The organism is Streptomyces sp. NPDC107454 (genome assembly GCF_055582885.1).
On sequence record NZ_JBVJPA010000003.1, the window covers coordinates 567,335 to 583,309 of the forward strand.

General features: G+C 76.0%; 3 protein-coding genes. All 3 read right to left on the minus strand.

Features of this window, described 5'->3' with window-relative positions:
* Window positions 1–4,524 carry a type I polyketide synthase gene (locus ACZ69M_RS10090; protein WP_470048346.1) on the minus strand — a complete coding sequence of 1,508 codons (4,524 nt, stop codon included), beginning with the start codon at window positions 4,522–4,524 and terminating at the stop codon, window positions 1–3.
* 4 nt (window positions 4,525–4,528) lie between these two features.
* Entirely contained in the window at window positions 4,529–5,695 is a 1,167-nt protein-coding gene (locus ACZ69M_RS10095) for a zinc-binding alcohol dehydrogenase family protein (RefSeq protein ID WP_470048348.1), read from the minus strand.
* Between the two features lie 91 nt (window positions 5,696–5,786).
* Window positions 5,787–15,911: a type I polyketide synthase gene (locus ACZ69M_RS10100; RefSeq protein ID WP_470048350.1), complete on the minus strand. Its 10,125-nt coding sequence runs from the start codon at window positions 15,909–15,911 to the stop codon at window positions 5,787–5,789.
* Between the last annotated feature and the right edge of the window lie 64 nt (window positions 15,912–15,975).

Sequence of the window (15,975 nt, forward strand, 5' to 3'; positions counted from 1 at the left end):
TCAGTCAAGGCCGCCCCCGAAAGCGGCGAGGTCGCCGACGGCGTGCAGCACCTGGAGGTCGCGGCCGAACGCCAGCTCGCGCAGGAACGCCGCCACGCCCTCGTCCGGGTCGATCAGGCCGATGCCGCTGCGTACATACGCACGCTCCAACTCGGGGGTGACCATGCCGCCCGCGTCCGCGGCCCACGGGCCCCAGTCCAGGGCGAGCACCCGGTCGGCGACCCGGCCGGACCACTGGCGGGCCAAGGTGTCGAGGGCGTCGTTGGCGGCGGCGTAGTCGCTCTGGCCCCGGTTGCCGAGGACGCCCGCGATGCTGCCGAACAGCACCAGGTGACGCAGCCCGGGGCGCAGGTGCGCCGCCAGTGCGCGGGCGCCCGCGACCTTGGTCTCGAAGACCTCGGCGAATGACTCCGGGGACTTGTCGCGCAGCATCTGGTCGTGGACGATGCCCGCCGCGTGCACGACGGTGTCGAGGCGTCCATGCCGGGCGTACACGTCGTCGAGGACGGCACGGAGCCGCTCCGGGTCACGTACGTCCGCGCGGTGGTGGCGCACCGACGCGGCTGTCCCGGCGAGGGCGTCAAGGCAGAGCCGGACTTCGCGGGACGCGGCGTACGCGCGCACCTCACGCTCGATCTCGGCCGGGGTGCGCCCGCCCTCGGCGATCAGACGGGCCCGCAGAGCGGCCTCGTCCAGGGCGGCATCGGCGGCGGCCTCGCTGCGGCCGACCAACTCGATGTGGCAGCCGGTGCGTTCGGCCAGGACGGCCGCGAGGCGGGCGGTGATGCCGCGGGCGCCACCCGTCAGCAGGACGACGCTTTCGCTGTCGAGCCCGAGGTCCGCGGCGGTGACACCGCCGGCTGGTGTAGCGGGCAGCGCGGCGGGGGTCGTGCGCCAGAGGGCGCGGTGCCCGTCGAGGTGACCGACGGACGGCCCAAGCGCGCCGAGTTCGTCCGCCAGCGTCCGCGCCGCCACGGAGGGGGGCTGCCCATCAGGCAGATCGACCGCAACCACGGCGAGGCCGGGGTGCTCACGGGAGATGGCACGGGCGAAGCCGTGCAGGCCCGCGCCGGCCGGACCTCTGTCATGGCACGTGGCCAATAACAGGGTGCGTACGCCCGCTAGGACGGCCGCCCGCAGGGCGGCGAAGCGGCCGGGCAGGACGGGGTCGCCACCGCCGAGCGCGTCGAGCAGCAGGAACGTGTCGCAGTCGGCGGGGTCGTCCACGACCTCGGTGCCGCGCTCCTTGAGCAGCAGGACCAGTTCAGCGGCGACCTCGCCGCCTCCGCTGATCGCTGCGCGTTCGATCCGCCACTCCCCCGCGACGTGCGGCGCGGGCACCAGCTCGACCACGTGGCGACGCGTGCCGCCGTCGGTGCGGGCGGCCAGCCAGTCGGACATCTCCCGGATGGTGCGCAGGTCGGCGAGGGCGCCCACGGACTCGGCGTGCGGGGTGCCGCCGAGGAGGGTAGCGGCTATCTCGGTGCGCTTGAGCGAGTCGACGCCGAGCGCGGCCTCCAGGTCCAGGTCCGGGTCGAGCATGTCGGCCGGGTACCCGGTCCGCCGCGCGATCAGTTCCAGCACCGTCGGCGCGGCAGCGGAATCGGGAGCGGATGCGGGTACGGACTCGGCGGGCGGCTTCACCACTGCGGGGGCAGGGTCGGGCGCGGGCGCGGGAGTGCCAGCGGAGGCTTCGCCGCCGAGGTAGCGGAGCATGACCTCCTGCTGAGCGGCGACGATGTGCTGGGTGCCGCGCAGGAACTCGATGACGGTCTCGTCGCGTTCGCCGCCCGTGGTGGTGAGTGCGACAGGCGGTTCGACGGGCCGCAGGCCGCCCGGGACGGGCTTGCCGTCCGCCGTACGGACCAGGTGGCCGTCCACAGTCCACCGCGCGGAAGCCGCCGGTTCCGGTGCCGTCGTAGGGTCCCCGGTCAGCTCGTCCGGCCGCACCGGAACCCCGCGTACGGCGAGGGCGGCGAGGGTGCCGAGCAGGTGTGGCAGGCCGGGGCGGCCGGGCGCCTCCACGGACAGGGCCGTGTGCGGGCGGTCGCCAAGGACGGCGCCGACCAGGCGGGTCAGCACGGTGCCGGGCCCCGCCTCCACGAAGACGCGGGCCCCGGCGGCGTACATCCGCTCGATCTGCTCGGCGAACCGGACGGGCTTCGCGAGGGCGCCGGCCAGCAGCGCCCGTGCGGCGGCCGGTTCGGCCGGGTACGGCTCCGCGGTGGCCCCGGACCACACGGGCACCTCGGGCGCGCGGAACTCCTGGGCCGCCAGCACCTCGGCGAACGCCTCGGCGGCGGGCGCCATCCGGGGGCTGTGGAACGCGGCGGCGACCGGGAGCCGCTTGGCCGTGCGCCCTGCGGTGCGCAGCGCGGTGACGGCGGCGTCGATCCCGGCGCCGGATCCGGCGAGCACCACCTGATCCGGCGCGTTGTGGTTGGCGAGGACCACGTCCTCGGCCAGGCCGTGTTCGGTGAGCAGCGCGGCGACGGCGTCGGCGGGCGCGGCGACGGCGGCCATCGCGCCCGCGTCCGTACCGGCGGCGGCGTGCATGGCCTCGGCGCGGGCGCCGCTCAGCGGCAGCACAGCGCCCTCGGGAAGCACGCCGGCGGCGGCGAGGGCGACGAGCTCGCCGTAGCTGTGGCCGCCCAGCAGGTCGGCCTCGACACCACAGGCGCGCAGCAGGTCGAGCGCGGCCAGGCCGCCGATGCCGAGGGCGGGTTGCGCGAGGCGGGTGTCCACCAGGCGCGGGGCGTCGCCGTCGAAGACGCCGGGCGGGAACACGGCGTCGGCCAGGGCCGGGTCGGCGCGCAGGAAGCGGTGCAGGCGGGGGAAGGCCAGGAACAGGTCGGCGAGCATCCCCGGCCGCTGGCTGCCCTGTCCGGGGACGAGCAGCGCGACGGGCCTGCGGGTGCCGTCGCCCACGTGGACGCCGCGCTCGGGCGCGTCCTGGAGGCGCAGCGCCAGGTCGATCTGTTCGCGCAGCCCGGCCGTGTCCTCGGCGACGATCGCGACCCGTGTCGGGCCGGTCCCGGTGACACCGGCCAGGTCGCGGAGCGCGGTGCCGTCGGCCCGCCGGTCGGCGAGCGCGCCCAGGGAGGTTCGTACCTCGTCCTCGGTGCCTCGGAACAACAACAGCCGGGCCTTCGAACCGGCGGACGCGGGGGCATTCGTGCGCGGCTCGGAGGCGGCGACGACCGCGTGGTAGTTGACGCCGCCGAACCCGAACGCGCTGACCCCGGCGACCCGTTCGATGTCGGTCCACGGCCGGGCGGCGCTGTCGAAGGCGAAGGGGCTGGTCTCGGCGGACCAGGCGGCGTTGGGGGCCTTCACGTGCCGCGTCGGCGGTCGTACGCCGGTGTGTACGGCAAGCACCGCCTTGATCAGTCCGGCCATGCCCGCCGCGCACTTGGCGTGGCCGATGAGCGACTTCACCGAACCCAGCGAGCACGCGCCGGGTTCGGCGCCCGCCTCGTTGAACACGCCGGTCAGCGTCTCCAGTTCGGTCCGGTCGCCCAGTACCGTGCCGGTGCCGTGCGCCTCCACGAGGCCGACCTCGCGCGGCGAGACTCCGGCGGTGGCATAGGCGCGCTCCAGTGCGCGCCGCTGACCCTCGGGGCGGGGTGCGGTCAGGCCGAGCCCGCGCCCGTCGCTGGCCGCGCCGACGCCCTTGATCACGGCGTAGACGCGGTCGCTGTCCCGCTCGGCGTCCTCCAGCCGCTTCAGGACGAGGCAGGCCACGCCCTCGGCGAGCACGATGCCGTCGGCGGACGCGTCGAACGGACGGCACCGCCCCGTCGGCGAGAGCGCCTTCACCGAGCCGAACATCAGGTAGTCGTGCAGGCCGTTGTGCGTGTCGACGGCCCCGCACAGGACCATGTCGCTGGTGCCCGCGAGGAGTTCCTTGCAGGCCTGGTCCAGCGCGGCCAGCGACGACGCGCACGCGGCGTCGACCGTGTAGTTCGGTCCGCCGAGGTCCAGGCGGTTGGCCACCCGTCCCGCGATCACGTTGGCCAGCGTGCCGGGGAACGAGTCCTCGGTCAGGTGCGGCAGCCGCGCGTCGAGCTCGGCGGGTAATTCGTCCAGGTGCAGCGGCAGCAGCGACCGCATCGCGTAGGCGGAGGCGAGGTCGGCGCCCGCCTCCGCGGCGAAGACGACGGACGTCGCCTCCCGGTCGAAGGGCCGGTCGGCGTAGCCCGCGTCCGCGAGCGCCCGGGTGGCGGTCTCCAGGGCCAGCAGCTGGGCGGGCTCGATGGCGCCCAGCGAGGCCGGCGGCACGCCGTGGCTCAGTGCGTCGAAGGGCAGGGGCGGCAGGAACCCGCCCCACTTCGACGGCGACTGCTCCGCCGACGGGGCCTCGGCGCCCGCCCAATGGCGTTCGGTCGGCCAGCGCTCCGCGTCGACCTCGGTGACCGAGTCGACGCCGGCGACGACGTTCGCCCAGTACTGGGCGAGGTCGGGCGCGCCGGGGAAGGCGCAGGCCATGCCGACGACCGCGACGTCGAAGGATCGGGCGCTCATCAGGTCAGTTCCTCCCGGCGACGGAGAACAACGGGAAGTATCCGTCGAGGTCGTCGCGGCTGTAGGCCTCGGCCAGTTCGGGTATCCGGTCGAACGGCGTCACCGGGCCGTCGGCGATGTTGGGCAGCCAGCCGGTCTCCTGCATCACGTCCCGGATGCGGGGGCCGTCCTGGAACCGCCACGCGTGCGTATGGACGTGGATGTGCCGGGTGATGCACTCGGTGGCGCGCAGGTTCCACAGCCGCATGCCGGTCTTCCAGCCCACGGTGGACACCACGCCCTCGCGCGCCAGGCTCTTCAGCGTGGCCCGGTGGAGGCCGCCGCCGAGGTTGTCCAGGAAGACCGAGACGCCGAGGCCGCCGGAGAGTTCGCCGACGATCTCCAGGAACCGTGCCTCGGAGGCGCGGTAGCGGTCCATCGCGTCGGGCTCACCGGACTCCTTGGCCCAGGTGTAGTCCAGGTCGGGGAACTCCCGGCGGTCGACCGGGATCGCGCCCGAGGCGGCGATGTCCTTGAGCCTGCTGTCCCGGCCGGAGACCATCGCCGTACGGAATCCCTCGCGGCGGGCCAGTTCGAGCTCGGCGTAGACCACGCCGCCGCCCCAGCCGAGGACGAGCGGCTGCTCGTCCCAGGCGTCGTCGACCTGGCTGCGCCAGCAGCGGCTGGTGACCCGCCAGTTGTCCCAGGCGGTGAAGTAGCGGGCGAACGGAGCCCAGCGCTCCACAGGGTACCGGCCGTCCTCCGGCAGCGGTACGAGCCGGTCGGCGGGCACGACCATGCGCTCGGCGAGCAGGCCGGGCGAACCCGGCGCGTCGTAGGCGGAGATGGTCTCCGCGTAGCCGTTGCGGTCGATCCGGCCGAACGGGATCCACAGGCAGTCCTGGCCCTCGCGGAGCCCGCGCACGGCGGAGCCGACGGACAGCACGCGCACCACGCCGCACGTGCCGACCGTGATCTGCCCCTCGCCGCGCTGGCGGACGATGTCGACGGGGCTGCGGGCGAGCGCGTGCTCCATGTTCGCCTCCCAGCAGCCCACGAGGGGCTCGACGAGCACCTCGTGTTCGCCGGGCGACGCGATCGGGATGCGGCTGAGGGTCAACTCACCGCGCACCGGCCCCTTCGAACGGTCCTCCGGGCCGGCGGGCAGAACCCATGCCCTGACTGTCTCCATCAACTCCCCCAGATGTGCGTGCAGGTTGTGGACGTGACGAGCCGTCCTGCGCCTGAGGTCGACGCTATCAGGACGACCACGTTGTTGATCATCAGCGCTTCCACCTCACCACGAGGCCGTCCAACAGCTCCGCGATCCGTGCCCGTTCCGGGCCGTCGGCGGGCAGTCGGGTGATGGCCTCGTCGAGTTGGCCGAGCTCCTCCAGGACGAGAACGGCCGTCGCGGCGTCCTCGTCGGCGAACTCCACCGGCGCCTCTGGGTCGGCCGGTGCCAGTTCGGCGAGGAGGTGCCGGGCCAGCTCGGCCGGGGTCGGGTGGTCGAACACCAGCGTCGGCGGCAGCCGCAGCCCGGTGACCGCGGCGATCCGGTTACGCAGCTTCAGCGCGGCCAGCGAGTCGAACCCCTGCTCCAGGAACCGGTGGTGGATCTGGACGTCGTCGCCGCTCGGGTGGCTGAGCACCAGCGCGGCCTCGGCGCGGACCAGATCCAGCAGGAGCGCCTCCTGCTCCGCTCGCGGACGGCCGGCGAGATCGCGTCCCAGGGTGGGAGCGGTCGCGATCTCCGCCTGCGCCGCGGCCCGGCGGGCGGGTACGCCCGACAGCGCGCGCAGCATCGGGGGCAGTTCGTCGGCGGCGGCCCGCAGCGAGCGCGGGTCCAGCGCGCTCGCCGCGACGAAGGGCTCGTCGCCCCGGCACGCCGCGTCGAAGAGCGCGAGGCCGCGCTCCTCGGTCAGCGGCACCATGCCGTTGATGACGGCGGTCTCGTCCGGGGCCACCTCGTGGCCGCTCTTGGTGGCGCGCTCGGCCCACCAGCCCCAGGCCACGGAGGTCGCCGTCAGGCCGTGGGCCCTGCGGTGCCGGGCCAGGGCGTCGAGGAAGGCGTTGCCCGCCGCGTAGTTGCCCTGGCCGAGGCCGCCGAGCGTGCCCGCCATCGAGGAGAACAGCACGAACGCGGCCAGGTCGAGGTGCCGGGTCAACTCGTGCAGATGCCAGGCCGCGTCGGCCTTCGGGCGCAGCGCCGTGTCCATCCGCTCCGGGGTGAGCGCGGCGACGACGCCGTCGTCGAGGACCGAGGCGCTGTGCACGACGGCGGTCAGCGGGTGCTCGTCCGGGATCGCCGCGAGCAGCTCCGCGAGCGCCTTTCGGTCGGCGACGTCGCACGCCGCGTGGATGACCCGGGCGCCGAGCGTGCCGAGCTCCTCGCTCAGCTCGACCGCGCCCGGGGCGGCCTGGCCGCGCCGGGAGGCCAGCACGAGGTGCCGGACGCCGTGTTCGGTCACCAGGTGGCGGGCGACCAGCGCGCCGAGGTCGCCGGACGCGCCGGTGACCAGGACGGTGCCGGCCGGGTCCCACGGCGCGGGTCCTTCCGGTTCGGCGAGGCGGGCGAGGCGGGGCACCAGGGCCGCGCCGCCGCGCAGCGCGAGCTGGGGTTCCCCGGCGGCCGACGCGCCGGGCAGCGCCCGCCACGACTCGGGCTCGCCGTCGGTGTCGACCAGGACGAACCGGTCGGGGTGCTCCGACTGGGCCGAGCGCACCAGGCCCCAGGCGGCGGCGCCCGCGAGGTCGGACGCCCGGTCGGCCGCGGCGCCGCGCGTGAGCACGACGAGCGGGACGGCGGCGAACCGGTCGTCGGCCAGCCATGCCTGGACGGCCGCAAGGGTGGCGTGCGCGACGGAGCGCGCCTCGGCGGGCACGTCGCCCTCGCCGCCCACGGCAGTGACCAGGACGGCGTCGGGCACCTCGCGCAGGGCCGCCGAGTCCGCGGCGCCGAGCACGGTGTGGCCGAGGCCGCGCAACTCCTGGGCGGCGCCCAGCGGATCGGCCCCGAGGACCGCCCACCGGCCGGGCGTGGCCCCGGCGTCGGTCGCGGCCAGCGGCACCCAGTCCATGCGGAACAGCGCGTCGCGGCCGATTCGCCCGGGGGCGGTGCGGTCCGTCACGGCGCCGAGCCGGACCGCGTCGACCGTGAGCACCGGGTCGCCTGCGGGGTCGGCCAGGGTGAGGGCCACGGTGTCCGGGCCCGTGCGCTCGGCGCGTACCCGCACTGCCCGCGCGCCGGTCGCGTGCAGGCGTACGCCCGACCAGGCGACGGGCACCCGGTCGGTGTCGAGGACGGTGTGCAGGGCGGCGTCGAGGAGCACGGGGTGCAGGGCGAAGCCGTCGGCCCGTTCGGCGGCTTCGGCGTCGAGCGCCACGTCGGCGAACACGTCGTCGCCGCGCCGCCACGCGGCCCGTACGGCACGCCAGGCCGGGGCGGGACCGACGCCGGCCGCGTCGAGTTCGGCGTAGAGGTCGTCGACGGGCTCGGCGCCCGCCGGCGGCCAGGGGGTCAGCGCGGCGCCGGGCGCGGTGTGGGCCACGAGCGTGCCTTCGGCGTGGCGCACCCACGCGCCGTCGGTCCGGGAGTGCACGCCGACCGATCGCGTGCCCTCCCCGTCGGGCTCGCCGACGCGCACCTGCACGGTGACGCCGCCTTCTGCGAGCGCGAGCGGCGCGTACCCGGTCAGTTCGCCGATGCCCGCGCCGCCGACCCGGTCGGCGGCGGCCAGGACGAGGTCGACGAGGACCGCCCCGGGCACCTCGCCGGGCAGCCACGGCTGGGCCGCGGCGGAGAGCCTGCCGGTGAGGACGAGCCCGCCGCCCGCGAGGTCGACCTCGGCGCCGAGCAACGGGTGCCCGGCAGAGGCCAGTCCGGCCGCCGTCATGTCGCCGGTGCCCACCGAGGGCTCCAGCCAGTGCCGGGCGCGCTGGAACGCGTACGTCGGCAGCTCGACCGTGGCCGCACCGGTGCCTTCGAAGACGGGCCGCCAGTCGACGGTGGCGCCCGCCGTGTGGGCCTCGGCGGCGGCGCGCAGGAACTGCTCGCGCCCGCCCTCGTCCCTGCGCAGGGTGCCGAGCGCGGCGGCCCCGCTGCCCGCGTCCTCCAGCGTCTGCTGGAGCGCCACGGTGAACATCGGGTGCCCGCTGACCTCCAGGAACGGTCCGTGGCCCTGCTCGGCCATGGCGCGCACGGCCTGCTCGAACTCCACGGTCCTGCGCGCGTTCTCGTACCAGTAGTCCGCGTCGAGGCCCGCGGTGTCGAGCAGGCCGCCGGTCACCGTGGAGTAGAACGGGATCGCGGACGAACGGGGGGCGGTCGGCGCCAGCGTCTCGACGAGGTGGTCGCGCAGGACGTCCACGTGCGCGGTGTGTCCCGCACCGACGATCTGCCGGACGCGGCGCACCCGTACGCCCTCGCCCTCAAGGCCTGTGAGCAGTTCCTCCAGCGCGTCGAGGTCGCCTGCGACGGTGACGGAGCGGGGGTCGTTGACCGCCGCGACGTCGAGGCGCGTCCCCCACGGCTCGAGGCGCCGGAGCGCCTCCGCCTTGGGCAGCGCGACGGCCGCCATGCCGCCGGTGCCCGCGAGGGTCAGCCACGCCTTGCCGCGGGTGGCGACGATCCTGGCCGCGTCACGCAGGGTCAGGGCGCCCGCCACGTACGCGGCGGCGACCTCGCCCTGGCTGTGGCCGACCACCGCCGAGGGGTGCACGCCGTGCGAACGCCACAGCGCGGCGAGGGAGACCATCATCGTGAACAGCGCGGGCTGCACGACGTCCACGCGGTGCAGCGGCGGCGCGCCCTCGACGTCGTGGAGCACGTCGAGCAGGTCCCATTCGACGAACTCGGCGAACGCTTCGGCGCAGGCGTGCACGCTCTCCCGGAAGACCGGGAACTCCTCCAGGAGCCCCTTGGCCATGCCGGGCCACTGGGCGCCGTGGCCGGGGAAGACGAACGCGACCCGGTCGGCGCCCGCGGCGACGCCCTGGGCCGCCGCCGGGTGGGCGGTGGCACCGGCGACGGCGTCGAGGCCGCTCAGCAGCTCGGCCGTGTCGGCGCCGAGCACGACGGCCCGGTGGTCGAAGGCGGCGCGGCCGGCCGCGAGGGACCAGCCGACGTCCGCCGGGCGGGCGTCGGGAACGGCGGCGACATGGTCACGCAGCCGCGCCGCCTGGGCGCGGAGGGCGGCCTCGGTACGGCCGTGCACCGGCCACGCCACAACCGGCTCGGGCGCGTCGGCGACGGGCTCCGGCGCCTCCGCGACGGGTGCGTCCTCCTCCGGCGCCTGCTCGATGATCACGTGGGCGTTCGTGCCGGACAGGCCGAACGACGAGATGCCCGCGCGACGCGGACGGTCCACGGTGGGCCACTCCAGCGGCTCGGTGAGCAGCGAGACGGCGCCGGTCGTCCAGTCGACCTGCGTGGAGGGCGCGTCAACGTGCAGCGTCCTCGGCAGCAGTCCGTGCCGGATGGCCTGCACCATCTTGATGACGCCTGCGGCGCCCGAAGCCGCCTGGGTGTGGCCGACGTTGGACTTCACCGAGCCGAGCCAGAGCGGCTCGGTCCGGTCGCGGCCGTACGTGGCCAGCAGCGCCTGGGCCTCGATCGGGTCGCCGAGGCGGGTGCCGGTGCCGTGCGCCTCCACGGCGTCCACGTCGGACGGCCGCAGGCCTGCGTCGCCCAACGCGGCGGTGATAACGCGCTGTTGGGCCGGGCCGCTGGGCGCGGTGAGACCGTTGGACGCGCCGTCCTGGTTGATGGCGGAGCCGCGGACGAGCGCGAGCACGCGGTGCCCCTGGGCCCGGGCCCGGGACAGCCGCTCGACCAGGACGAGGCCGACGCCCTCGGCGAGTCCCGTGCCGTCGGCCGCGTCGGCGAACGCCTTGCAGCGGCCGTCGCCGGACAGACCGCGCTGCGCGGAGAAGCCGATCAGCGCGGCCGGGCTGGACATCACGGCGACGCCGCCCGCGAGGGCGAGGTCGCTCTCGCCGCGACGCACCGACTGGCAGGCCAGGTGGAGCGCGACCAGCGACGACGAGCAGGCCGTGTCGACCGTGACGGCGGGGCCCTCCAGGCCGAGTGTGTAGGAGATCCGGCCGGACACCACGCTCGGCACGTTGCCGGTGAGCAGCTGTCCGTCGGAGCCGCCGGCTCCGGGGCCGCGGCTGGACGCGTAGTCACCGACGTTGGCGCCCGCGAACACGCCCGTACGGCTGCCGCGCAGGCCGGCCGGGTCGATGCCAGCGTGCTCGAACGCCTCCCACGCCGCTTCGAGGAGGAGGCGCTGCTGCGGGTCGGTGGCGCGGGCCTCCAGCGGGGAGATCCCGAAGAACGAGGCGTCGAACTCGGCGAGGCCGGGGAGGAAGCCGCCGTTGCGCACGTAGCTGCGGCCCCGGGCGTCCGGGTCGGAGTCGTAGAGCGCGTCGAGGTCCCAGCCCCGGTCGGTGGGCAGGTCGCCGACCGCGTCCCCTTCCGCCACCACGAGCCGCCACAGGTCGTCCGGTGACTCGACGCCTCCCGGGTACCGGCAGCTGAGGCCGACGATGGCGATCGGGTCGTCGTCGGCGTCGGCCCGTGCGGTGACGACGGGCGCGGACGTCGCGGCTCCGAAGGCCTCGGCGAGGAGGTGCTCGGCGAGCGCGGCGGGCGAGGGGTGGTCGAAGACCAGGGTCGCGGGCAGCGTCAGTCCGGTGGCCGCGCCGATCCTGTTGCGCAGCTCGACGGCGGTGATGGAGTCAAAGCCGACGTCGCGGAAGGCCCGGTCGGCGGGGAGCGCCGACGGCGAGGCGTGGCCGAGGACGGCGGCCGCGTGCTCACGAACCAGCTCGGTCACGGCCCGCGTGCGCTCCCCTTCGGGCAGCGCGGCGAGCCGTTCGCGCAGCGCCAAGGCCGTACCGGTGTCGACGACGGCGTCGCGCAGCAGGGCCGCGGCTTCCGGTACGCCTTCCAGGAGGGGCCTGCGCCGCGCGGAGCAGAACACCGGCACGAACCGGGTCCAGTCCACGTCGGCGAGCGCCACGGTGGTCTCGTCGTGGTCGAGCACCTGCGCCAGGCCCGCGACGGCCAGGTCCGGGTCGAGGAAGGGCAGGCCCTGCCTGCGGACGCGCTCCGGGTCGACGCCCTCGCGGATGCCGTCCCAGTCGTTGACGGCGGCCCAGATGCCCCAGGCGACCGAGGTCGCGGTCAGGCCCCGGGCCCGGCGGTCCTCGGCGAGCGCGTCGAGGTAGGCGTTCGCGGCGGCGTAGGGGGCGTGTTCGCCGCTGCCCCACAGGCCCGCGATGGACGAGAAGAGGACGAAGGCGTCGAGGTCCGCGTCGGCCCCGAAGAGCTCGTCGAGGTGGCGGGCGCCGAGCACCTTGGCGGCCACCTCGTCGGCGAACTCGCCCACCGGGGTGTCGGCCAGCGGGCGCAGCTCCAGCGCGGTGGCGGCGTGCAGGACGCTGCGTACCGGCGTACCGGCCTGGGCCAGTCCGGCGACCAGTGCGGCGAGTTGGTCGCGGTCGGCGACGTCGCAGGCCGGGAACTCCAGGGCCGTGCCGGACCCGGCGAGTTCGGCGGTCAGTTCCGCCGCGACCGGGGCGGCCGCGCCGCGCCGGCTGGGCAGCACGACGCGCTCGGCGCCGTGGGCGGCCAGCCAGCGCACCAGGTGCGGGCCGAGCGCGCCGGTGCCGCCGGTGAGCAGCACGGTGCCGGTGGGCCGCCACTGGCGAGGGGCGGGGGTGGCGCCGAGCGGTGCGCGGACGAGGCGGCGCACCGAGAGGCCGGTGTCGCGCAGCGCCACCTGGTCCTCGTCGCCGGCGTCGCCCGCGAGGACGGCGGCGAGCTGGCCGACCGCGCGGTCGTCCAGTGCGGCGGGCAGGTCGACGAGGCCGCCCCAGCGGTCGGGGTGTTCCAGGGCGACGACGCGGCCCAGGCCCCAGGTCTGGGCCTGCGCGGGCGCGGTGACGCGCTCGGCGGGGCCGGCCGCGACCGCGCCGCTGCTTGCGCACCACAGCGGGGCGTCGACGCCCGCGTCGCCGAGGGCCTGCACGAGCGCGACCGTCAGGGCCAGGCCCACCGGCAGGGCGGGGTGTTCGGGGTGCGGCTCGTCGTGGAGGGCGAGCAGGGACAGCACGCCGGCGAAGCGGACGTCGGCGGCGCCTGTGTCCGCGCCGTCGGCGTCCGCGCCGCGGGCTCCGGCGAGGCGGGCGGCGAGCGCGTCGCGCCCGGTGTCGCCGTCGGCGAGCGTGAGGGTCGTGACGTCGGCTCCCCGTGCGGCGAGCACGCGGGCACAGTCGGCGGGCAGCGGGCCCGTGTGCCCCTCGGGCACGACGAGGAGCCACGAGCCGGTCAGGCGCGCGTCGTCGAGGACGGTGCCGCGCTCCCACTCCACCGCGTACCGCCAGGTGTCGACGGTCTGCCGTCCGTGCCGGTCCCGGTGCCACTGGGACAGCGCGGGCACGACGGCGCTGAGCGGTTCGTCCGTGTCGACGCCGAGGGCGCGAGAGAGCGCCTCGACGTCGACGCGGTCCACGACGTCCCAGAACCCGGCCTCCCACGGGTCGGCGCCCGCCGCCGCGACCACGGCGGCACGGCGCTGCGGCGTGAGCCAGAACCGCTCGCGCTGGAAGGCGTACGTGGGCAGATCGACGCGGCGCGGGGCGTACGGGGCCAGTTCGGCCGCCCAGTCGACGGGCGTGCCGAGCACGGCGGCCTCGGCGAGCGCCGTACGGAACCGGCCCAGGTCGCCCTTGTCGCGGCGGAGGGTGGCCACCGAGGCGACGGGTACGGCGAGGGCGTCGGCCGTCTGCTGCACGCCGACGGTGAGCACCGGGTGCGGCCCGGCCTCGATGAAGACGCGGTAGCCGTCCTGGATCGCCCGGCGGGTGGCCTCCTCGAAGCGGACCTGCTCGCGCAGGTTGCGATACCAGTAGTCGGCGTCGAGCCCGGTGGTGTCGAGGGGCTCGCCGGTGAGGGCGGAGAGGAAGGCGACCTCGGTGCGGCGCGGGGTGATGCCGGCCAGGTCGGCGGCGAGACGCTCGCGGATCTCCTCGACCTGCGGCGAGTGCGAGGCGTAGTCGACGGGTACGCGGCGCACCCGGACGCCCTCGGCGTCCCACGCGGCCTGGGCCGCGTCGAGGGCGGCAACCGCGCCGGAGACGACCACCGCCGAGGGGCCGTTGACGGCGGCCACGCCGAGACCGGGCCACTGTGCGAGCCGGGCCCGCACCTCGGCCTCCGGCAGCGGTACGGACAGCATGCCGCCCCGGCCCGCGAGCGCGAGCAAGGCCTTCGCCCGCAGCGCGACGACCTTCGCGCCGTCCTCCAGGGACAGCGCGCCCGCGACGCAGGCGGCGGCGATCTCGCCCTGCGAGTGGCCCAGGACGGCGTCGGGCCGTACGCCCGCCGTACGCCACAGTTCGGCCAGGCTCACCATGACGGCCCAGAGCACGGGCTGGACGACGTCGACGCGCTCCAGCGCCTCCGGCGAGCGGACCGCCTCGTCGAGCGACCAGTCCGTGTACGGGGCGAGCGCGCGGCCGCACTCGGCCCAGCGGGCCGCGAACGCGGGCGACGAGTCGAGCAACGGCACGGCCATGCCCGCCCATTGGGCGCCCTGGCCGGGGAAGACGAACGCGGTCCGCCGGACGCCCACCCCGGCGGTGCTGGTGACGACGGCCGGGCTAGGCCGCTGCTCGGCGAGCGCGGCGAGCCCTTCGAGCAGCCCGTCGCGGTCGTCGGCCACGACGACCGCGCGGCTGGACAGGGCGGTACGGCCGGTGGCGGCGCTGTACGCCACGTCCACCGGGGCCAGATCGGGGTGGTCCGCGAGGTGCGCGGCAAGGCGTCGGGCCTGCGCGCGCAGCGCGGGCTCCGTCGCGCCCGACAACACGACCGGGACCGCGACGGGTTCGGCCCGTTCCGGGGCGGGCGCGGTGGGCGCGGTGGTCTCGGCACGTGCGGCGGGGACGGTGGCCGACGCGGGTGCGGACGGGGCGGGGGCCGCCGGGACCGGGGCGGCCTGGGTGGCCGGGGCCTGTTCCAGGACGATGTGGGCGTTGGTGCCGCTGATGCCGAACGACGACACCGCCGCCCGGCGCGGCCGGTCGACCTCGGGCCAGGGGCGGGCCTCGCGCAGCGGCTCGACCGCGCCGGAGGCCCAGTCGACCTGCGGGGACAGTTCGGACAGGTGCACGGTGCCGGGCAGCACGCCGTGGCGGAGGGCCATGACGGCCTTGATGATCCCCGCGACGCCGGCGGCGGCCTGGGTGTGGCCGATGTTCGACTTCACCGAACCGAGCCACAGCGGCTCGTCCCGATCCTGACCGTAAGTCGCGAGCAGCGCCTGCGCCTCGATCGGGTCGCCCAGGGCCGTACCGGTGCCGTGGCCCTCGACGAAGTCCACGTCGACCGGGTCGAGCCGGGCGTCGGCGAGCGCCTGCCGGATGACCCGCTGCTGCGCGGGCCCGTTGGGCGTGGTGAGGCCGCTGCTGGCGCCGTCCTGGTTCACCGCGGAGCCGCGCAGGACCGCGAGGACCGGGTGGCCGAGCCGCTCGGCGTCGGCAAGGCGTTCGACGAGCAGCATGCCCGCGCCCTCGGACCAGCCGACGCCGTCGGCCTGGGCGGAGTAGGGCTTGCAGCGGCCGTCGGCGGCGAGACCGCGCTGCCGGGAGAAGTCGACGAAGACGGCCGGGGTGGAGAGCACGGTCGCGCCGCCCGCGAGGGCCATCGTGCACTCCCCCGCGCGCAGCGCCCGTACGGCGGAGTGCAGCGCGACCAGGGACGACGAGCACGCCGTGTCGAGCGTGACGGCCGGGCCTTCAAGGCCCAGGACGTACGCGACGCGACCGGAGGCGATGCTGCCGGCGGTGCCGAGGCCCAGGTAGCCCTCGACCCCCTCGGGCAGCGGGTCCGCGCCCGTGCCGTAGTCGTGGTACATCACTCCCGCGTACACGCCGGTACGGCTGCCGCGCAGCGACGCCGGGTCGATGCCGGCCCGCTCGATCGCCTCCCACGCGGTCTCCAGGAGGAGGCGCTGCTGCGGGTCCATCGCCAGGGCCTCGCGCGGCGAGATGCCGAAGAAGGACGGGTCGAACTCGCCCGCGTCGTGCACGAAGCCGCCCTCGCGGGCGTGCGAGGTGCCGGGCCGGTCGGGGTCGTCGGCGAAGAGCGCGCCGAGGTCCCAGCCACGGTCGGTGGGGAAGCCCGCCACCGCGTCGCGGCCCTCGGCCACGAGCCGCCACAGGTCGTCGGGGGAGGCCGTGCCGCCGGGGTAGCGGCACGCCATGCCGACGATCGCGATGGGCTCGTGGCCCCGGTCCTCGGCCTCGCGCAGGCGCTGCTTCGTGCGGCGGAGGTCGGTGGTGAGCCGCTTCAGCGTCTCCAGGACCTTCTGGTCGCCGCTCTGTTCGTTGGACAACGCTTCTGCTCCTCGTACCCTGCGGTCTGTGGGGTTCGTACGGTCTGTGGGGTGGGTGCCGGCC

Excerpts from the sequence above, each read along its gene's own strand:
- ACZ69M_RS10090 (WP_470048346.1), bottom strand. The coding sequence starts at position 4,524 with ATGAGCGCCCGATCCTTCGACGTCGCGGTCGTCGGCATGGCCTGCGCC.
- ACZ69M_RS10095 (WP_470048348.1), bottom strand. The coding sequence starts at position 5,695 with ATGGAGACAGTCAGGGCATGGGTTCTGCCCGCCGGCCCGGAGGACCGT.